The 19,842-nt window shown below is 76.8% G+C and carries 12 protein-coding genes; 11 read left to right on the top strand and 1 reads right to left on the bottom strand.

Features of this window, described 5'->3' with window-relative positions:
* The first annotated feature begins 20 nt into the window (after positions 1-20).
* A complete protein-coding gene (locus IF01_RS0130610; protein WP_157855390.1) occupies positions 21-422 on the top strand; it encodes a hypothetical protein in 402 nt (133 codons plus the stop codon).
* A 247-nt stretch (positions 423-669) separates the two neighbouring features.
* The gene (locus IF01_RS0130605; RefSeq protein ID WP_051742643.1) at positions 670-1,455 is read left to right on the top strand and encodes a response regulator transcription factor; all 786 of its coding nucleotides are present in this window, start codon (positions 670-672) and stop codon (positions 1,453-1,455) included.
* 160 nt (positions 1,456-1,615) lie between these two features.
* Here the strand turns inward: IF01_RS0130605 and IF01_RS48585 are convergent, their stop codons facing one another.
* The gene (locus IF01_RS48585) at positions 1,616-3,127 is read right to left on the bottom strand and encodes a ricin-type beta-trefoil lectin domain protein (RefSeq protein WP_051756517.1); all 1,512 of its coding nucleotides are present in this window, start codon (positions 3,125-3,127) and stop codon (positions 1,616-1,618) included.
* 454 nt (positions 3,128-3,581) lie between these two features.
* On the opposite strand from IF01_RS48585, the gene IF01_RS0130595 reads away from it, so the two are divergent.
* The 9 genes from IF01_RS0130595 (at position 3,582) to IF01_RS44440 (ending at position 19,832) form a co-directional block, all read left to right on the top strand.
* Positions 3,582-7,592 (top strand): type VII secretion protein EccC, encoded by a 4,011-nt coding sequence (locus tag IF01_RS0130595; RefSeq protein WP_030396831.1) that lies wholly within the window; start codon positions 3,582-3,584, stop codon positions 7,590-7,592.
* On the top strand, positions 7,589-8,986 hold the full coding sequence (gene eccD / locus IF01_RS0130590) for a type VII secretion integral membrane protein EccD (protein WP_030396830.1): 1,398 nt from the start codon (positions 7,589-7,591) through the stop codon (positions 8,984-8,986). Before IF01_RS0130595 ends, eccD begins: the two co-directional genes overlap by 4 nt.
* A 12-nt stretch (positions 8,987-8,998) precedes the next feature.
* Entirely contained in the window at positions 8,999-10,315 is a 1,317-nt protein-coding gene (gene eccB, locus IF01_RS0130585) for a type VII secretion protein EccB (RefSeq protein ID WP_030396829.1), read from the top strand.
* A 13-nt stretch (positions 10,316-10,328) separates the two neighbouring features.
* Complete coding sequence (locus IF01_RS47780) at positions 10,329-12,644, top strand: hypothetical protein (protein WP_037781717.1); 2,316 nt, start codon at positions 10,329-10,331, stop codon at positions 12,642-12,644.
* Positions 12,641-15,964, top strand: coding sequence for a right-handed parallel beta-helix repeat-containing protein (locus tag IF01_RS0130575; protein WP_030396827.1), 3,324 nt, complete (start codon positions 12,641-12,643; stop codon positions 15,962-15,964). Before IF01_RS47780 ends, IF01_RS0130575 begins: the two co-directional genes overlap by 4 nt.
* A 122-nt stretch (positions 15,965-16,086) precedes the next feature.
* Positions 16,087-16,419 (top strand): WXG100 family type VII secretion target, encoded by a 333-nt coding sequence (locus IF01_RS0130570; RefSeq protein ID WP_030396826.1) that lies wholly within the window; start codon positions 16,087-16,089, stop codon positions 16,417-16,419.
* A 95-nt stretch (positions 16,420-16,514) separates the two neighbouring features.
* Complete coding sequence (locus tag IF01_RS0130565; RefSeq protein ID WP_030396825.1) at positions 16,515-16,805, top strand: WXG100 family type VII secretion target; 291 nt, start codon at positions 16,515-16,517, stop codon at positions 16,803-16,805.
* 1 nt (position 16,806) lies between these two features.
* Positions 16,807-17,487, top strand: a complete 681-nt coding sequence (locus IF01_RS0130560; protein WP_030396824.1) for a hypothetical protein — start codon at positions 16,807-16,809, stop codon at positions 17,485-17,487.
* A gap of 41 nt (positions 17,488-17,528) precedes the next feature.
* Positions 17,529-19,832: a WXG100 family type VII secretion target gene (locus IF01_RS44440; RefSeq protein WP_030396823.1), complete on the top strand. Its 2,304-nt coding sequence runs from the start codon at positions 17,529-17,531 to the stop codon at positions 19,830-19,832.
* Positions 19,833-19,842 lie beyond the last annotated feature (10 nt).

Raw genomic sequence — 19,842 nt, 5'->3', positions numbered from 1 at the left:
CGTCGGCCGACGGATGCCCGGTGCGACTACCACTCACCGACCGCCACACCTGGGAGACCCCGATGATCCTCGACCGAACCGTCCTGCGCCGCGCGTCCGCCGCGGCCGGCTGTGCGGCCGCCGCCCTGACCGTCGTCCTCGTTCCGGCGGGGGCGGCCCAGGCGGCGACGCCCGGCCAGTTCACCCTCTGCTCGGACGGCTACTACTCCTCCTACGCGGAGTTCCCGAACCGGCACTTCTCCACCAGGATCGTGGAGCCCGGCACCTGCAGCACCCTCAACCTCTCGGGTGACAGCAAGGAGTTCGTCGTCCTGCACCAGGGCAACGGCGCACTCGTCGGCAGCTTCTCCTACAACGACGCGGCGGGCACCGGCGTCTCCACGACCGGGTACGCCTGGTCCACGGGCTACTACCGCTGGTGACCGGTCGCTCCACGACCTCCGGCCTCCCCCGTCCCGTGGCCCTCTTGACCGCCGTTCATGACCCGTCGCCCCCAGTGACCCACCGTCGGTGACCCGGCAGCGCCCCGCCGCCCCGGAGCCCCCGGTCCGGGGCGGCGGGGCGCTGCCGTCAATCCGTGGACAAGTCCCTGACAAGAGGGGCGGTCTAGCGTCCTCGTCGTCCGAACGGACAAGTTCCCCACCAGACGAGGACAGGCAGCCCGATCGCATGACGACCCAGCTCGACCCGGGGGCGAAGACCTCCGCCGCACCGATCGCGACCCAGTTCGCCACGCCGCTCGCGCCTCCCGGGACGACGCAGTTCGCGGCACCGGTCGCGCGGCCGTCCGCGGCCCGCCGCGGCACCGGCGCGGTCGGGGTGATCCGGACGACCACCATCGCCGTACTGGCCGGCGACCCGATCACGGGGGAGGGGGCGGCCCTCGGGCTCCGCCGCCACCCCGGGCTCCGGCTGCTCGCGCCCGAGGAGTTCCCGTCCGCGGACGTCGCGCTCGTGCTGACCGGCGCCGTGACCGAGGAGACGATGACCCGGCTGGAGGACTTCGCGGACCGGTCCGAGAACCCGGCCCTGGGCATCGTGCTGGTCACCGAGGGCATCCGGGAGCACCAGGTGCTGCGGGCGGTCGGACTCGGCTTGCGCGGCGTGCTCTGGCGTCAGCAGTGCGACTTCGAACAGATCCTGGAGGTCGTCCGCCGGGTGGCCGTCGGCGGCACCGATCTGCCCCCCACGGTCCAGGGCTGGCTGGTCGACGGCTTCCGGTCCGTCCAGCACGACGTGCTGGGGCCGCGCGGCCTCACCGCCGCCGGGCTGGAGACCCGCGAGGTGGCCGTGCTGCGCCTGCTGGCCGACGGCCTGGACACCGCCGAGATCTCCCGTGAGCTCAGCTACTCCGAACGGACCATCAAGAACATCGTCAGCGGCATGATGACCAGGCTCGGCTTCCGCAACCGCACCCACGCGGTGGTCCACGCGATCAGGTCCGGCGTGCTCTGAGCGCACGGGCGCGCGGTGGAGCGGGACCGCGGTCGGCCGCCGGGTCGTGTCCCCCCTGAGCATCCGCGCCCCGTCGTCGGCACGAGGGCCCCGCGTCGCCCGTCGGCGTCACCGGCGGCAACCCGCCCGCGTCATCGGGCTCCGCCGGGCGCCGACGGGCTCAGCGCAGGTACCACTTCTGGTTCGAGGTGCCGACGCAGTCCCACAGTTGGAGAGCCGTCCCGTTGACGGTGCCCTGGTCCCTGGCGTCGACGCACTTGTCGGCATGGATGTTGACCAGGTCGTGCGCAGGGTTGAGCGCGAACTGCTGGGCCCAGCCGCCGTTGCAGCGGGCGAGCTGGATCGCCGTGCCGTCGGCGGCCGAGGCGCCGGCCACGTCCAGGCACAGGCCCATCGACCGGACGCTGCCGTCCGGCCGGAATTCCCAGCTCTGCCAGGCGGAACCGGCGCAGTCCCACAGGCGCAGCGCGGAGCCGTCCACGGCGGCGTGCGCGGACACCTCCGCACAGCGCTCGGACCCGTAGCCCGCGATCATCCGGCCGGCAGCCGACGGCGCGGCCGGGGCCGGTGGCGCGGCCGGTGCAGGTGGTGCGGCCGGTGTGGGCTGGGCCGCGGAGGCGGGCGGCGCGGGCTGGGCCGCGGCGGGGGCTGGTGGTGCGGCTGGAGCGGGCTGGGCCGTGGAGGCGGGCGACTGGTCGGTCGCCACGGCCGGGGGCTGGGTGGCCCGCGCGGCCGGACCGGGGGCCGGCGCCTGGCTCTTCGGCGCCGAGGGTGCTCCGCCCACCGCGGGCGGCGGTGCGACTCCGGGCGCGGGCGCGGTGCGACCGTCCGGTGCGGCGGGGGCGCCCTGCGGGCCTGCCCCGGGCACCGGGGCGGGCTGCTCCGCTGCGACGGGCGGCGCCTCGGTCGGGCCGTCGGCGGCCGGAGCGGGCGCGGCGGTGGCGGATGCGTCCGGAGTCGCCGCCACGTCGGCGCGCACCGTCGCCCCCGGTACCCGGGCCGCGTCCGCCGCCGGGCCGGTCGCGGAGTCGTGGGCGGTCGTGTCGGCCTCGCCCGGACCGGCGGTGACCGACAGGGCGGTGACCGCGAGGGCCGCCAGCACGCCGGCGGCGACCAGGACTCCGGCGATCCGGGCGGTCCGCTCCGGTTGTTCCTCGCCGTCCGCCGGCCGCCCGCCACCGGTCCGGCGCCCGCGCGCGAGCTTCCCGGGGCGCTCGCCCGAGCGGGAGGACGCGGCTGACAGAGCCGCGGGGTGAGGCGGAGCGGCTGGGGCGGTGGCGGGCTGGCGTGCGTCGGCTTCCGGGGCATCAGCAGCGGTGGGTTCGGCCGCGGCCGTACCGGGTTCGGAGGGGCCCGGATCGGACGCAGCGGGTTCGGAGGGGCCCGGATCGGACGCAGCGGGTTCGGAGGGGCCCGGATCGGACGCGGCGGGCCGGCCGGCCTCACCGGGAGTGGCTTCGGCTCCCTCCGGCGGACCGTCCGGCAGGTCGTCGCCAGGTCGGTCGCCCTCCGGCAGGTCGCCGTCCGGGAAGGCGCCCTCCGGCAGGTCGCCCTCCGGGAGGGCGCAGTCCTGGAGGTCGCCCTCCGGGTCGGCCTCCCACGGCAGGGTCCGGTCCCAGAGCGCACCCTCGGGTGCGCCGGAGGTGTCCGTGGACGGCGTCGCGCGTTCCATGCGTCTCTGCTCCTCGTTGTCGGGCCCGGCCGTGCGGAGGTCGCACCGGCATCCGGGCGACCCGCCCGGGCGGCAGGGGCCGGGCGCGGCCGGCCCGGGGGACGGGCCTCGGGCCCGCGTCATTCAACCGCCGCCCCGGCCGGCCGGCCCGGTTCCGGCGCAGGCCCGGACCCTCCGTACCCGCTTCCTTGCATCAAGGTGCAAGCCCGGCCCGGCCCCGGCCGGATCCACCACCCGAAACGCTGCCGGATGCACCAACGGACACGCTTCCTGGGCCGCCGGGACAGAGAACCGCCCGGACGGCGGGAGCCCCCACCGGCGGTTCCTAGGCTCCGACCCGGAGCGACCGGAGCGAACCGCCGACCGGACCCGCAGCGCCCGGACCGGCAGCGGAGCGCGAAGCAGAGCACGCCGGCACGGCACGGCGGAGCAGAGGAACGGGAGAGTACGGGACGTGAGCACCGTGGTCGTCAGACGTCCGCCCCGCGCCGAGGGACCGGGCCTGCCCGAGGAACAGGTCGAACTGGCGGAGCCCCCGGTCCTCGGCGAGCCCGCCACCGCCGACTTCGGTTCCGTGCTGACGTACCTGCCGATGGGGCTCGGCACCGGCGCGATGGTGCTGATGTTCTCCGTCGGCAACGGCGGCACCGCCATGTACGCGATGTCCGGGATGATGGGCATCGCCATGGTCAGCATGACCCTGGTCCAGATCGGCCGCCCCGGCGCCGAGCGCCGCCGCCGCATCCGGGCCGAGCGCCGCGACTACCTGCGCTACCTCGCCCAGAAGCGCCGCCAGGCCCGGCAGGCCGCCGCCGGGCAGCGCGCGGCCCTGTTCTGGGACGAACCCGACCCCGCCCACCTGTGGGCGCTGGCCGGTGGCCCCCGCCTCTGGGAGCGCCGGCCCGGCCACGCGGACTTCGCCCGGATCCGGATCGGCACCGGCCCCCGCCGTGCCGCCCTGGAGTTCCTGCCCCCCAGGACCAAGCCGGTCGAGGACCTCGAACCGCTCTGCGCGGTCTCGCTGCGCCGCTTCACCCACGCGCACCGGACGGTGCCGGACCTTCCCCTCCCGGTCTCCCTCCAGCGCTTCACCGCCGTCGAGTTCGTCGGTGAGCACGAGGACGCCCTCGCCCTGGCCCGCGCCGTGGTCGGCCGGCTCGCCGTGCTCCACTCGCCAGACGAACTGCGCGTCGCGGTCCTCGCCGACGAGGCCGGCCGCCGGGAGTGGGACTGGCTGAAGTGGCTGCCGCACAACGCCCACCCGCAGGAGGAGGACGCCGCGGGCCCCGCCCGGCTGGCCGCCGGCGACCACGACGCCCTGCTCGACCTCCTCGGCACCGGCGTCCGCGACCGGCCGGACCACGAGGCCGGCTCCGCCCCCGGCGTGGCCGAACCCTTCGTGGTGGTCGTCGCCCAGGGCGTGCGCCTGCCGGAGACCTCCCGCCTGCGCGGCGCCGGACTGCGCGGCGTCGTCCTCCTCGACCTCACCGGCACCGTCCCCGGCGGCCCCCGGGTGCTGCGGCTCACCGTCCGCGAGGGCCGGGTCGCGCTCCCCGCCGGGAGCGCCACCGTCACCGCTCGGGCCGACCGGCTCGGCGCCGCCGAGGCCGACACCCTCGCCCGGACCCTGGCCCCGCTGCGCACCGCCGGTGGCGCCGACCTGCGGGACCGTCCGCTGGAGTCCGACGTCGACCTGGCGACGCTGCTCGGCATCCGCGACGTCCGCGGCTACGACACCGCCGCCAAGTGGCGCCCCCGGCAGGCGCAGGACGCCCGGCTGAAGGTGCCGATCGGCGTCACCGAGGACGGCGAGGTGGTCGAGCTCGACCTCAAGGAGTCCGCCCAGGGCGGCATGGGCCCGCACGGCCTGCTGATCGGTGCCACCGGCTCCGGGAAGAGCGAGCTGCTGCGCACCCTCGTGATCGGCCTGGCCGCCACCCACTCCTCCGAACTCCTCAACCTCGTCCTGGTCGACTTCAAGGGCGGCGCCACCTTCCTCCACCTCGACCGGCTGCCGCACACCTCCGCCGTCATCACCAACCTCGCCGACGAACTCCACCTCGTCGACCGGATGCGCGACTCCATCAGCGGCGAGATGATCCGCCGCCAGGAACTGCTGCGCGAGGCCGGCCACGCCTCCCTCTACGAGTACGAGAGGGCCCGCGCCGCCGGGGCCACCCTCGCCCCGCTGCCCGCACTGCTGATCGTCGTCGACGAGTTCTCCGAACTCCTCGCCAGCAAACCCGAGTTCATCGACCTCTTCGTATCCGTCGGCCGACTCGGCCGCAGCCTCGGAGTGCACCTGCTGCTCGCGTCCCAGCGCCTGGACGAATCCCGGATCCACCGCGTCGAGGGCCACCTCTCGTACCGCATCGCGCTAAGGACCTTCTCCTCCATGGAGTCCCGCAGTGTCATCGGCACCGCCAGCGCGTACGAACTGCCGTCCGCCCCCGGCAACGGCTACCTCAAGGTCGACACCACCAACCTGGTCCGCTTCAAGGCCGCCTACGTCTCCGGCCCCGCGCCGGCCGCGCCCCGTCCCGACCAGGTGCGCGCCGGGCTGCCCGTCCGGGAGGTCACCGCCTTCGGCCTGGAACGGTCCGGCCCGTTCGCCTCCGCCCGCCTCGAGGAGGAAGCGGCCCTGCTCTCCCTCGCCGAACAGGCCCTGCGCCGGCGACCCGCCGAGGACCAGCCGGCCGAGGAGGGCGACGACAGCCTCTCCGAGGTCCTGGTCGCCCGGCTGGAGGACGCCGGACCGCCCGCCCGTCAGGTCTGGCTGCCCCCGCTCACCGCCCCGCCCAGCCTGGACCAGCTGCTGCCCGGCATCGTGCCCGACCCGGACCGCGGCCTCGCCACCTCCGACCCGCGGCTGCGCGGCGCACTGCGCGTCCCGCTCGGCCTGGTCGACCGCCCCTTCGAGCAGTTGCGCGACCTGCTCCTCGCGGACCTCTCCGGGGCCGACGGCCACATCGGTGTCGTCGGAGCCCCGCAGACCGGCAAGTCCACCCTGCTCCGCACCCTCATCCTCGCCCTGGCGCTCGCCCACACTCCCGAGGAGGTCCAGTTCTACTGCCTGGACTTCGGCGGCGGCGGCCTGGTCTCCACCGCGGGCCTCCCGCACGTCGGCTCCGTCGCCACCCGGCTGGAGCGCGACCGCGTGCTGCGCACCGTCGAGGAAGTCCACCAGCTCCTCGAACGCCGCGAACAGCTCTTCACCTCTCTGGGCCTGGAGTCCGTCGCCGCCTACCGCGCCCTGCGCGCCCGCCGCGCCGTCGACGACCCGTACGGCGACGTCTTCCTGGTCGTCGACGGCTGGGCCACGCTCCGCCAGGAGTACGAGGACCTGGAACAGCGGGTGATGGACCTCGCCGCCCGCGGGCTCTCCTACGGCATCCACGTCGTCGCCTCCGCCGTACGCTGGTCCGAACTCCGCTCCCGGCTGCGCGACCTGCTCGGCACCAAGCTCGAACTGCGCCTCGGCGACTCCATGGAGTCCGAGGTCGGCTCCAAGGCCGCCGCCGCCGTGCCGCACCGGCCCGGCCACGGGCTCACCGCCACCGGGCACCACTTCCTCTCCGCACTGCCCCGGCTCGACGGCTCCGCCCGCACCGACGACCTCACCGCCGCCACCAAGGCCGCCGTCGCTGAGATCGACGCCTTCGCCCCCGGCAGCGCGGCCCCCGGCGTGCGCCTGCTCCCCACCCGACTGGACGCCGACCGGCTCCCTGGCCCGGCCGAAACCCCCGACCTGCGGTTCTGCCTCGGCCACGACGAACAGCGGCTCGCCCCGGTCTGGCACGACTTCGGCACCACGCCGCACCTCACCGTCTTCGGCGACGGCGAGACCGGCAAGACCAACGCCCTGCGCCTCGCCGTCCGCGCCATCACCGCCCGCTACCGCCCGGAGGAAGCCCGCATCCTGCTGGCCGACCCCGGCCGCGGACTCCTCAACGACGTCCCCGAGGACTACCGGGTCGGCCTCGCCGTCGACACCGACGGGCTCGGACGCCTCGCGGAGAGCGCCGCCGTCTCCGTCGGCAGCCGGCTTCCCGGCACCGACATCACGCCCGAGCAGCTCGCCCGGCGCGACTGGTGGCAGGGCCCCAGACTCTTCGTCCTCGTCGACGACCACGACCTGCTCACCGGCCCGCCCGGCGCGCCCTCCCCGACCGCCCCGCTCGTCCCGCTGCTCGCCCAGGGCGTTCACATCGGCCTCCACCTGGTCGTCGCCCGCAGCACCTCCGGCGCCATGCGCGCCGTCATGGACCCGCTGCTGCGCAGGATGTGGGAACTCGGCAACCCCGCCCTGCTGCTCTCCTACCCCAAGGAGGAGGGCAGGTTCCTCGGCGAGGCCAGGCCCCGCACCCTGCCCCCCGGCCGCGCCCAGCTGGTCACCCGGCGCACCGTCACGCTCGTCCAGACCGGCCTCGTTCCCGCACCCCCCGCCCCGACTGGAGCACCATGACCACCGCACCGCCCCCGGTGGAGACCACCGAGGTCTGCCGCATCACCGTCGACGGCCCCGCCGGCCGGGCCGACCTCGCCGTCCCGGTCACCACCACCGTCGCGGCCCTGCTGCCGGTCCTGACCCGGGACCTCCCCGCCACCCCTGACCGGGCCACCCCCGCCTGGGTCCTGCAACGCCTCGGCGAGGACCCCCTCGACCCCGAGGCCACCCCGGCCACCGCCGGCCTGCGCCACGGCGACGTGCTGCGGCTGCGCCCCGCCGAGGACCCGCTGCCCGCCCTGCACTTCGACGACATCGCCGACGGCGTCGCCGACCGCGTCGGCCGCGGCCCCGGCCGCTGGCACCCCGGCCTCACCCGCGCCCTCGCCCTGCTCCTGGCCGGCACCGCCCTCGCCGCCCTCGCCGCCGCCCTGCTCACCGCTGGCGCGGGCCCGGCCACGGCCGCCCGCTGCGCCGCCGGCGCCGCCGTCCTCGCCGTCTGCTGCGCCGTCGCCGCCCGCACCGGCGCCCTCCGGGGCGGCGTCCTGCTCGCGGGCACCGGCGCGCTCCTCCTCGCCGCGCTGGCCGGGCTCACCCTGCGTGCCGCCCCCGGCCCCGGACACCCTCCGGACGCCGCCGTCGGCGTTCCGGCCGCCGCCGCCGGCGTCGTGGCGCTCGCCGCCCTGCTGCTCGGCGTCGGCGCCCTGCCGCTGGCCGTCCCGGGCACGGCCGTGCTCACCGCCGTCGCCGCCGCCAGCGGTGCCGTCCTGGTCCGGGCCGGCTGGACGGACCCGGCTCGGGCCGCCGCCCTGCTCGCCGTGGCGTCCTTCGTCCTCGGCCACCTGGCGCCGCGCCTCGCCCTGCGCGCCGCGCGCCTGCGCGTGCCCCACCTGCCGCACGACGCCGAGGAACTCCAGCGGGACCTCGACCCCGAGCCCGACGACCGGCTGGCCCGCCGGGTCACCGTCGCCACCGCCTGCCTCGACAGCATCGCCGCGGCCTCCGCGCTCGTGCAGAGCGCCTCCGTCACCCTGCTCGTCCTCCTCGACGACGGCTGGACCGGGTGGCTGTTGCCGCTCACCCTCGGCGCGGCCGTGCTGCTGCGCGCCCGCAACACTGACGGCACCCTCCAGCGGATCCCCGCACTGCTCGCCGGCGCCTACCCGCCGGCGCTGCTCCTCGTCCTTCGCGTCGCCCCCACCGGGCCCGCCGGGGCGGCGGCGGCCGCCACGCTGCTGCTCGCCGCCGCCGTCCTGCTGCTGTTCGCCGCCGGGCGGCTGCCGCAGGCGCGGCTGCTGCCGATCTGGGGACACCTCGGCGACCTCGCCGAGACCGCCACCGCGATCGCACTGCTGCCGCTGCTGCTCCAGGTCCTCGGCGCGTACACCCGCCTTCGCGCGCTGGCCGGTTAGAGGAGAACGGGCATGCAGACACGACGCGACCACGTCCAGTCCCACCGGTTCGCGATGGGCCGACTCGCCTCCGCCCTCGTCGGGGGAGACCCGGGCCAGGGCGACAGCCCCACCCGCCGCTCCGCGCTCGGCACCGTCCTCGGCGCGGGCGTCGCCGTGCTGCTCTGCGGCGGAGCGGCCGGATACGGCCTCCTCGCACCGGCGCCCAGCACCGCGTGGCGCAAGAACGGCACCGTCCTGGTGGAGAGGGAGACCGGCAACCGCTACGTCTACCTGGACGGCGAGCTGCGCCCGGCCCGCAACCGGGCCTCGGCCCTGCTCCTCGCCGGCGGCCCGGCCGCACCCGAGGCCGTCCCCGCCAAGACCCTGGCCGGCACCCCGCGTGGGATCCCGATCGGCATCCCGGACGCCCCCGACACGGTGCCGGCAGCCTCGGGGCTGCTCACCGGTGCCTGGGCCCGCTGCCTGAGGACGGGCACCCCTCCCGGCACGGGCGGGCCGGGCACGGCGGGCGGCGCTGGTCAGACCCTCGTGTTCGGGCCCGCCGCGGACGTGCTGGCCCCGCTGCCCGCCGACCGGGCGGCCCTGGCCACCGGTCCGGACGGCGCCCGCTACCTGCTGCTGCACGACACCAAGTACCCCGTCCCCGCCGACTCCGCGCTGGTCGCCCTCGGCCTCGACGACCGCCCCGCCCTCGCCGCCCCTGCCGAATGGCTCGCCGCCGTGCCCACCGGCACGCCGCTCGCCCCCGGCGTGCTGCCCGGCACCGGGAGCCCGGCCGGTACCGTCGCCGGCCGGACCACCGTGACCGGCCAGCTGTTCCGCACCGGCACCGGCACCGACGCCCACCACTACCTCCAGCGCGCCGACGGCCTCGCCCCCGTCGGCGCGACCGAGTACGCCCTGCTCGCCGCCGTGCCCGGCACCCCGGCCCCGCTGACCGTCACCCAGGCGGATGTCGCGGCGGCCCCGGTCTCCGCCGAGCGCGGCCTGCTCACCCGGCTCCCCGCGGTCATCGGCCTGCGCGCCCCCGCCGCCGGGCAGCTCTGCCTGCGCACCGGACCCGGCGACGACAAGCGCCTCGTGCTCGCTCCCGCCGCCGAACGGCCCGTCGTCATGCCGCCCGGCACCGGCGCCCTCGCCACCGCCCCGGGCGGCGGGCAGCAGTACCTGCTCACCGAGCAGGGCGCGCGCTACCCGATCGCCGACGGCGACGCCGCCCGCGCGCTCGGCCTCGGCGACTCCCACCACCCCCTCGTCCTGCCCGCCGACGTCCTCGCGCTGCTGCCCGAGGGCCCCGCCCTCAGCCGCGCCGCGGCGCGACGGTGACGGGGGAGCGGCCGTGAGACTGCGCCTGCGCGCCGCCGGCGGCGGCACCCTCCTCATCCACCCCAAGGGCGAACCCGACCACCGGGCCGTGGAGTTCGCCCGCCGCCTCGCCACCGATGACCGGCACACCCTGGTCGTCCTCGACCTGCCCGCGGCCGCCGTCGAGCGCGAATGGCAGGCGGTGGCCCGCCTGCTGGCGCCCGCCCGCTACCGCAGCCTGCGCCTGGTCTTCGGCCGCGGCCCCCGCGAGGAGATCCGCCGGGCCGGTGCCCTGATCGCCGAGCGGCTCGGCCGCGAGGTCCTCGCGGCCGACGGCGAGCCGACGCCTACGGTCAGCGGCGGCCTCTTCGTCCCCGCGGACCGCGGCGAGGGGTGGCTGCGCTTCACCCCCGGCCGTGCGGCGGAGCGGGACTCGCGGCGCTTCCCCAAGCCGGTCTGGGAGTTCACCAGCCCGGCCGCTCCTCTGCCGTTCGGGCCGGACACCGTCGCCGAACCCCTGCCGAGCGGTGTCTGGGTGCGCAGCACGCGCGAGGAGCCCCCGGCCGCCCACCGGCGGCGGTTGGTCGAGGCGGTCCCGGCCGACCTCGACCTGCTGCTCGTCGTGATCGGCAGCCCCGGCGCCCCCGCGGTCGCCCTGGACGCGGTGGCGCGGTTCTGGGGCACGGTACTGCCCAGCGCCCGGCCGGCGGTCAGGTTCGTGCTGCACGGCACCCTGGAGGCACCGGGGACGGCCGAGCCCGGGCAGGCGCTCGCCGACGCGCTGGGGCACCGGGTGGTGCGGTACCCGGCGCTGCCGGTCGCGGTGCCGGGTGCGGGTTCGCCGGACGCGGCCCGGGTGCTCGGCGCGCCGTGGTACGGGCAGGACCGGCACGCGGTGGTGCACCTCCCGGCGCAGTCGCAGTCGCAGGCGCCGGTACGGGTGCAGCCGGAGACGCGGGTACAGGAGCCGGCACCGCCGGTCGTGGCCGGCGGTCCGAGGCCGTCGGCCGACGTCGGCGCGGTGGCCGTGGCCGTGGCGGTGGCCGGAGCGGCGACGCCCCGGCCGGTGGCCGTCCGTCCGCCGGCCCCGCCCGGGCCGACCACGGCCGAGCCAGGACCTGTCGCGTCCGTTCCGAGCAGCCCGGTTCCGCCCGGGCCCCTGGTGCCCGAGCCGACCGCGCCCGAGCCCACCGCGGTCGGTCCCGTCGAACCGAGCCCCGACGCGCCCGCCCCCGCGACGCCCGCCCCGGCCCCGGCGTCCGTCCCGGGGTTCCGGCTGGAGTCCGGAGGACCGCCGCCCCCTCCCGCACCGGAGACCGTGCCGGATCCGGCGCCGTCCCCCTCGCCGTCCCCGGCCGCTCCCGCAGCGCCCGCTGTGCCCGGTGCCCCTGCCGCGTCCGCCGCCGTCCCGGCGTCGGACGGTCTGCGCGCGCGGGTGCAGCCCGTCCCCGGGGCCGCGGCCTGCGCCGTCCCGCCCGAGCGGGGAATCGAGCAGGAGCGCGGCTGGGTGCGCCGCACCTTCAGCGAGCAGTTCAACGCGATCGCCGGATCGGTCTCCCGGGTGATGTCGGAGTCCCCGGGCCTGCGCGGTACGGACCGCGCCGAGGCGGCAGCCGCGCTCACCGAGCTGGTCTCCGTCCGGCTCTACCTGTCCGGGGACAGCCGCCGGGCGGACGCCGCGGTCCGGAGCGCCGACCCGGGTCCGCACGTGCCGCTGGCCCGGTGCGTGGCGGCCGGGCTGCGCAGACTGCCCTCGTACCGCGGGCCGGTCCTGCTCCGGAGTGGGCTGGCCGAGGCGGAGCGTGCGCTCTACCGCGAGGGCGGGCTGCTCACCGAGTGGGCCTTCTGCCACGCCCGCACCACCCTCCACGCCGGGCCCCCGGACGGGACGGACGTGCTGGTCTGGTCGATGACGGCCCGGCGGACGGCCATACTGGACCCGGCCGTGCCCGACCGGGTGCTCTTCCTGCCGGGCACCGGCTTCAAGGTGCTGCGGGTGGACGGCCGGACGGTCATGCTGCGCGAGCTCTCGCCGTCCGAGATCGCCGCCGACGGCCGGGTGGATCTGCGGCCGGTGAAGCTGGACGCGATGGCGCTGGCCGGTCTGGAACGGATCCCGGCCGCACTGGCGGCGGCCGGGACGGACGAGACCGTCGACGGCGCCGACCCGCCCGGGCTGATGCCCGTTCCCCCGCAGTCCGTTCCCCCGCCGTCCGTTCCCCGCACGACCGTTCCCCCGCCGTCCGTTCCCCGCACGACCGTTCCCCCGCCGTCCATTGCCCGCACCTCCGTTCCCCCGCCGTCCGGCGCCCGGACACCCGCCCCCCGTACCGAAGGAGCCGGCCTGTGAGCAGGCAGGTGCTGCTCGTCTCCCCGCACCGCCCGGGCGCCCACCGCTCGATCTCCGGCGCCCTCGCCGAGGCCCCCGAGGGCGCGCTGATCACCGTCGCGCCGGGCCGATACGAGGAGGCGCTCGGCATCACGCGCCCGGTCACCGTGGCCGCGGCCGGGGATGCCGGGAGCGTCGAGGTGCACGCCGCCGCCGGCAGCACCGTGGTCGTGGACGCCGAGGCGGTGCAGCTGTCCGGCCTCGTGCTCTCCGGTGACGACCGGCAGGCTCCCGTCCTGGACCTCCGCCGCGGGCAGTCCGCGCTCGACGGCTGCCGGATCACCGGGGACGCGTGGGCCGCCGTGCTGGTGCGTCAGGACGCCACCCTCGCGGCGCGCGGCTGCCGGGTGGTCAACCCGTACGGTGCCGGGGTGGTCGTCACCTCCACCGCGGCGAGTGTCCTGGAGGAGACCGAGGTGACGGACGCCGGCTCCTCGGCGGTGGTGGTCGCCGAGCGCGGCCGGCTGGAGGTCCGGGACTGCCGACTGGACCGGCCGCGGGGCAACGGGATCTGTGTCAACGGCAGCGGGTCGGTGCTGGCCGAGGGCGTCAGGATCACCGGCAGCGGGAAACCGGGCCTCGCCGTGGAGCAGGAGGGCCGGGCGGCCCTGCACCGGGTGACGGTGAGCGGCAGCGCCGCTGTCGACGCCTACCTCACCAGCCGGGGAGAGACCACCCTGACCGACTGCGTCCTCTCCGGCTCGGCCGGGCAGGCGGTGCACGTCGCGGAGGGTGCGGCGCCGGTGCTGCGCCGCTGCACGGTCACCGGGGCGGCGGGCAGCGGGGTGGAGGTGACCGGCGGCGGGCGGCCGGTGCTCCGGGACTGCGAGATCACCGGGACGCCGGTCGGGCTCCGGGTGAGCGGCCCCGGCAGCGCCGTCGTGGCCGACGGGCTGACCGTGCGGGACGCCGCCACCACCGCCGTCCTGGTCACGGACGGGGCCGGCGGGGAGCTCGACCGGCTGACCGTCACCGGGGCGGCCGGTCACGGCGTCCGGGCCGACGGCGGTGCGGAGGTGTCGCTGCGGGCGGCGGCGATCACCCTGGCCGGCGGGACGGCCGTCGAGCTGACGGGCCGCGCCACCGGCCTGCTGACCGGTGCGCGGATCACCACCACCGGCCCGGGCCGGGGCCTGGGAGTGGCGGCGGGGGCGAGCGTCCGGGTCACCGCCTCGCTGTTGGACGGCTGCCCGGCGGTCGTCGGCGAGGACGGCGAACTGACCGCCCATGAGAGCGAGTTCACCGGCTCGGGTGCCGAGGGCGTGCGGGTGCTGGCCGGCGGCTCGTTCACCGCGGTGGGGTGCCGGGTCAGCGGGGCCCGCGGCTACGGCGTCGACGTCCGGGCGGGTGCCAGGGCCGACCTCGGCAACTGCGCGGTCGTGGAGAACGCGGGCGGCGGGGTGCGGTGCGCCGGTCCGGCGGGCTCCGTGCGCCTCCACGACTGCGACGTCCAGGAGAATGCGGGCCAGGACCCGGCGGTCCGGGGTGCGGCGGCCCGGGACACGGGCGGAGCGCACGACGGCGCCGCCGCGCGGGCCGGGGCCTCCACCGGCTCGGAGCCCGGCCCGGCGGCGGACGGCCCGCCCGCGCACGGCGGGACCGGGCCGCTGGCCGAACTGGACGCGCTGGTCGGCCTGGAGAGCGTCAAGCGGGAGGTCACCGGGCTGATCAACCTCAACCGGATGACCAAGCGGCGCAGCGAGATGGGCCTGCCGATGCCCCCGATGAGCCGGCACCTGGTGTTCGCCGGTCCGCCCGGCACCGGCAAGACCACCGTGGCCCGGCTCTACGGCGCCGTCCTCGCCGAGCTGGGCATCCTCGGCCAGGGCCACATCGTGGAGGTGGCCCGCGCCGACCTGGTCGCCCAGATCATCGGCGGCACCGCCATCAAGACCACGGAGGTCTTCACCAGGGCGCTCGGCGGGGTGCTCTTCGTCGACGAGGCCTACACCTTGACCAATCAGTCCCGAGGCACCGGGCCGGACTTCGGGCAGGAGGCGGTGGAGACGCTGATGAAGCTGATGGAGGACCACCGTGACGAGATCGTCGTCATCGTGGCGGGCTACTCCGAGCAGATGGACCAGTTCCTGGCCTCCAACCCGGGGATGGCGTCCCGCTTCTCGCGCACGGTGGAGTTCCCCAACTACGCGCCGGGCGAGCTGGTGACCATCGTCCGGGGCCTGTGCGCCAAGCACTGCTACGAACCGACCGGCGGCGCGGTGGAGGCGTTGACCCGCCACTTCGAGGACGTCCCGAAGGGGCCGACCTTCGGGAACGGTCGGGTCGCCCGGCAGGTCTTCGAGTCGATGATCAGCAACCAGGCGTCCAGGCTGGCCGTCCGGCCGCCCGCGGACGACGGCGAGCTCAGCGTGCTCACGGCCGCCGACGTCACCGCCGTGCGCGGAGAGCCCGTGCGTCCCGAAGCCGTCCGTGCCGAAGCCGTCCGTGCCGAGGCGAACCGATCGCCCGCGGACGCCCCCTCGACACCGTCCCCCGCCGCCGCGGCGGCCCCCGGGGCCGGAGCCGCAGCCCGACCGGCGGCCGGCCGCCACCTGGCAGGACTGGTCGGCCTGGTCCCGGTTCGGCAGGCGCTGGCGGCCCGGCTGGACGCCCTGGCCGCGGCCGGACAAGGCGCCGCCGGCCTGGCGGACGTCGTCCTGGAGGGTACGCCCGGCAGCGGCCGGCGGGCCCTGGCCGCCGCCTACGCCCGGTCCCTGGCCGAGCTCGGCCTCGTCCCGCTCGGCACGCTGGACCGGTTGCGGCTGTCGGCCGTGCCCGCCCGGTGGGCGGAGCAGCCGCGCAGTCCCGTCGCGGACGCCTTCCGGCGGGCCGCGGGCGGCGTGCTGCTGGTCGAGGCGGACCCGCTGTTCGAGCGTCGGCCCGCCGTCGAACAGGCGGCGGTGGTGGACGCGTTGGCGGCCGGGGCGGCCGGTCGGGACGCGCACGGCGCGGCCCTGGTGCTCTCCGGGCGCGCGCCGTTCCTGATGGGCCTGCTGGCGGCGCGGACGGATCTCGCGGGCTTCTTCGCGGAGTACCTGCCGCTGCCCCCGTACACCGGCGCCGAGCTTGCCGCGCTGACCGTCCGGCGGCTGGAGTCGCTGGGTCTCGTCGTCAGCGACGAGGTGTCGGCGGAGCTGGCCGGACAGGACGGCTCGCTGGGGGCGCGCGGGGCGCACCTGCTGGCGCTGCGGATCGCCGGTTCCGCCCGTGCGCGCACCGTCACCCCGGCGGACCTTCCCGCCCCGCTCCGCGCCTCGGCCGACGGGCGGCCGGTGCAGTGATCCGGGGTCGGCGGGGCAGCGGAGGGGTGATCCGCGGCCCGGGCGGCACCGGGTGGAGCAGCATGGGCGACAGAGGCTCAGCACGGCAGCACTCCTGACCGCACGACCGAAAGGACCGGTTGATGGCCAACCAGACGACCTCCGTCAGCATCGAGGGGATGCTGGCCGCCCAGAGCAACTTCCAGACCGCGCTGGACGAGGCGAACCGCACCTACACCCAGATGGCCGGCCAGATCGAGACGCTCCAGTCCAGCTGGACCGGTGACGCCTCGACCACGTACCTCGGGGCGATGAACACCTGGCTCCAGGACTTCGGCACCGTCCGTACGCAGCTCGGTCTGATGCTGGAGAAGCTCCAGGCGAACACCGGGTCGTACGGGACGACCCACCAGGCCACCACGGACATGGCCTCCCAGCTCAGCAAGGGCATGGCCACCCCGCTGCCCGGCTTCTAGCGCACGCCCCGTGCACCAGGCCGGGCGCGGGCCGGTCCACGGGCCCCGCCCCGGCCGCGCCGCCCGCCCCCGGAACCCCAGGAGGAGTCACACCCATGAGCACCTACGCGGTCAACATGACCCAGGTCGAGTACATCGTCGGTGAGATGGCCGCGATCAGCAACAAGCTCCAGCAGACCCTCAGCCAGCTGGACGACGGCACCGCGCAGCACCTCAGCGAGTGGAGCAGCGACGCCCGCACGACCTACGACACCGCGAAGACCAAGTGGGACGCAGCGGCCGGCGACATGGTGCTCCAGGCACAGAACGCGACCACCGCGCTCGGGCAGATCCACGAGTCCTACCACCAGGGCGAGCGGCACGGCGTGAGCCTCTGGGACCAGTGACGTGTCGGCGACCGACGAGTCCCTCGCCGCGCGCGACGACTCCCACCAGTCCTCCGACCCGAACATCAACCCCAACGACTACGGGGGCGGTTCCGGCAGCAGTGGCGGCGGCTCGGGCGGCGCGGACCACTGGACCGGTGACCCCCACATCGGTGCCGGGCACGGGACGTTCAGCGACACCAACCCCTTCGCGGTCCCGGTCGTGCCGCGGCACGGCGCGACCGGCCCGGGCACCGTCGCGGTGAGCACGCCCTCCCTGGACGTGTTCGCGGCCAACATCGACCGGCTGATCCGGCCGATGAGCGAGGTCGCCACCGCCCTGGACGGCGTTCGCGTCGCGCCGGGGTCCTTCTACCACGCCAACGTCATGCGCAACCGGGTGAACGGGCCGAACGGCGACGCCGGGCTGAAGAAGGACTTCGGCGAGTCGCTCTCCTCGCTGATCACCGGGCTGACGGACCTGCGGGACGGCGTCAGGGCGCTGAGCGCCAAGTACCGCACGGTCGAGGAGGCCAACGGGATGACGGCCAGGGACTTCCAGCAGGCTGTGGCCGACGCCGTCGGCGACTTCAACGCCGTGGTCACCGCGAACGGTGGCACCGGCACGGCGAACACCACCGGTGCCAACACCGGCGGCGGCACCGGCAACGGGTCCGGCGGCAACACCCCCGCCCCGGCCTGACCGGCGCGGCCCGGTCGGACGGATCGAGAGGAGAACGGGACGTGCCCGACTACAACGGCCACGGCTTCCACCAGGGCGACGACGGAGCCGTCTTCGGGACCACCGACGGCTCGGCCACCGGCTCCGAGGGGGACTACGACCTCTGGGACTGGAAGCAGATCATGGCGGCCGTCAGCGGCATGTCCGCCGGGGTCGGGGACGACGCCAACCTGTCCCACGCCCGGTCGGTCTCCGATCCCCGGTCGCTCCAGGACGCCGCCAACACCTACTACCGGGTGCAGAAGTCGCTGGAGGCGGTGGCGAAGAGCCTGGTCGACCAGGCCAAGGCGCTGGCCGGGGAGGACGGCCCCTGGAAGGGTCCGGCGGCGGACTCCTTCCTCGACACCATGACCACCTTCTCCCGCCAGGTCGCGGCCAACGCCAAGGTGCTGTCCGGCGGTTCGACCGGTCGGCACTCCGTCCCCCAGCAACTGGCGAACAATGCCGTCACGCTGAGGAACGCCAGGCTCAAGCTCGCCGAGATCGACACCTGGTACGCCGACCGGGCACAGCAGTTGGGCCTGACACCGATGTCCAACGGCCTCATCCCGATCAGCCAGAAGCCGGAGCTGGTCCGCAACATGACCGAGGACATGCGGACGGTGCTGAAGAGCCTCGCCTCGCACTACCGGTTCACCTCCGACACGATCGTCTCCCCGCAGCCGGTCCCCTCACCGGTCAACACCCCCGACGAGCACCAGGGGCCCGGCGGCGACGGTCCGGGCGGTGGCCCCGGTCCGCTGCCGGATCCGCAGGGCGTCGGCGGGGACCTCCCGGGAGGGGGCGACCTCGCGAGCCTCGCCGCCGGGCCCGGCCTCGACGGGCTCGGCGCGCCGGGGGACCTCGGTGCCGGCCCCGGTGGCGCGGACGGCCTCGACGACCTCGCCGGACTGGGCGGCCCCGGAGGGCTGAGCGAGCTCGGCGGCGCGGGCGGCCTCGACGGTGCCGGGCTGCCGGACCTGCCCGGGCTGTCCTTCCCCGGCGGGCTCGGCCTCGGCCCCGGCGGACTCGCCGCGCTCGACCCCGGGACCTACCCCGGCCTGGCCGACCTGGGCGGTCACGGCGGCCTCGACAAGCTGGGCGGGCTCGACGGGACCGACTTCGGGGGCCTGCCCACGCTGGGCACGCTGGGCGCACTCGGGCTCGGCGGCCTCGCGGGCCTCGGCGGTCCGGGCGTGGTCGGCAAGGGCCTGACCACCGGCCGCGGGACGGCCTCCGGCCTCGCCGGGTTCCCGCGCGGCCTCGGTCTCGGCGGCCGGGCCGACCGGACCGGGGAGGAGGCGGCCGGCGAGGAGCTCCAGGACGGCGCCGGAACGGCCACCGGGCTCCCGGTCGGCGCGGCCACCGAGTCGGGCCTGCCGACGGGCATGGGCGGCGCCGGGATGCCCTTCATGCCGGGCATGGGTGGCGGCGCTCCCGCCGGCCGGGGGGACGGTTCGGGCGAGCGGTCCGACGCCTCGGGCCTGCTGACGCCGAGTACGGAACCCTGGGAGGCCGGGGCGGCCTCAGGCGAGCCGGAGGCCGGGTCCGCCGCCGGCGCGGCCGCCGGCGGCGAGGGGCTGACCGCGGGCGGGGTACCGCTGCTGCCGGCCGCGGGAGTGGCGGGGACGGCCGGCCGGACCGTGGAGAAGACCGGCGCCCGCTCGGAGGCCGCGGGCCTGCTGGACGCGGGCACCGGGCCGTGGACGGCCGGGGCGGCCCGGGAGGCCGCCGTGCTGCCGGGCTTCGGCGGGCCGGTCACGGCCCCGGCCGCGGGGACGGCCGCGGGGACGGGGACGCCGAAGGGCACGGCCGCGGGGACCGCGGCGAAGGCCGCCGCGGCGCCCCGGGAGACCACCGCGGAGGCGGGGAGCGCCGCGTCCGGGCCGGCCGCCTCGGCGGGCCCCGGTGACCCCGAAGGCCGGACGGCCGTCCTGCCCCGGCCCGCGGAGGGCGGCACCGAGGAGGACACCACGCTCTGGGAGCGCGGCGCGGGCGCCTTCGTTCCGCTGCTGTGGGCGGCCGCGCCCGCCCGGCACGGGCAGGACGAGGAACGGGCCGCCGAGGGGCCGCCCGTCGCCACCGAACCGGCCGAGCCGTGGTCCACCTGGCAGCCGGACCGCACCGGCGGCGCAGCGGGCGGTGCCGGACAGGCCCTCGGCGCGGCGGTGTTCGGCTGCGGCGACGGCGGACCGGAGGCCCCGGAACCCGAGGAGGAGACCGTCGAGGCCGAGGAGGAGACCGCCCCGCGCGGCATCGCCGACCTGCTCCTCCTGGACGGGAGCACCTGGGGCGGCGCTCCGGACGCACCCGCCGCCACGTACTGAACCCCACCTC

The sequence above is a fragment of the Kitasatospora purpeofusca genome, assembly GCF_000718025.1.
In the GTDB taxonomy this organism is placed as follows: Bacteria; Actinomycetota; Actinomycetes; order Streptomycetales; family Streptomycetaceae; genus Kitasatospora; species Kitasatospora purpeofusca.
Note: the sequence above shows the minus strand (reverse complement) of the source record. Positions and strands in the feature narration are given on the sequence as shown.

What these genes read in the sequence shown, in the direction of transcription:
- IF01_RS0130570 (WP_030396826.1), top strand. Translation starts at nt 16,087, where the DNA reads ATGGCCAACCAGACGACCTCCGTCAGCATCGAGGGGATGCTGGCCGCC.
- IF01_RS0130605 (WP_051742643.1), top strand. Translation starts at nt 670, where the DNA reads ATGACGACCCAGCTCGACCCGGGGGCGAAGACCTCCGCCGCACCGATC.
- eccB (WP_030396829.1), top strand. Translation starts at nt 8,999, where the DNA reads ATGCAGACACGACGCGACCACGTCCAGTCCCACCGGTTCGCGATGGGC.
- IF01_RS48585 (WP_051756517.1), bottom strand. Translation starts at nt 3,127, where the DNA reads ATGGAACGCGCGACGCCGTCCACGGACACCTCCGGCGCACCCGAGGGT.
- IF01_RS0130565 (WP_030396825.1), top strand. Translation starts at nt 16,515, where the DNA reads ATGAGCACCTACGCGGTCAACATGACCCAGGTCGAGTACATCGTCGGT.
- eccD (WP_030396830.1), top strand. Translation starts at nt 7,589, where the DNA reads ATGACCACCGCACCGCCCCCGGTGGAGACCACCGAGGTCTGCCGCATC.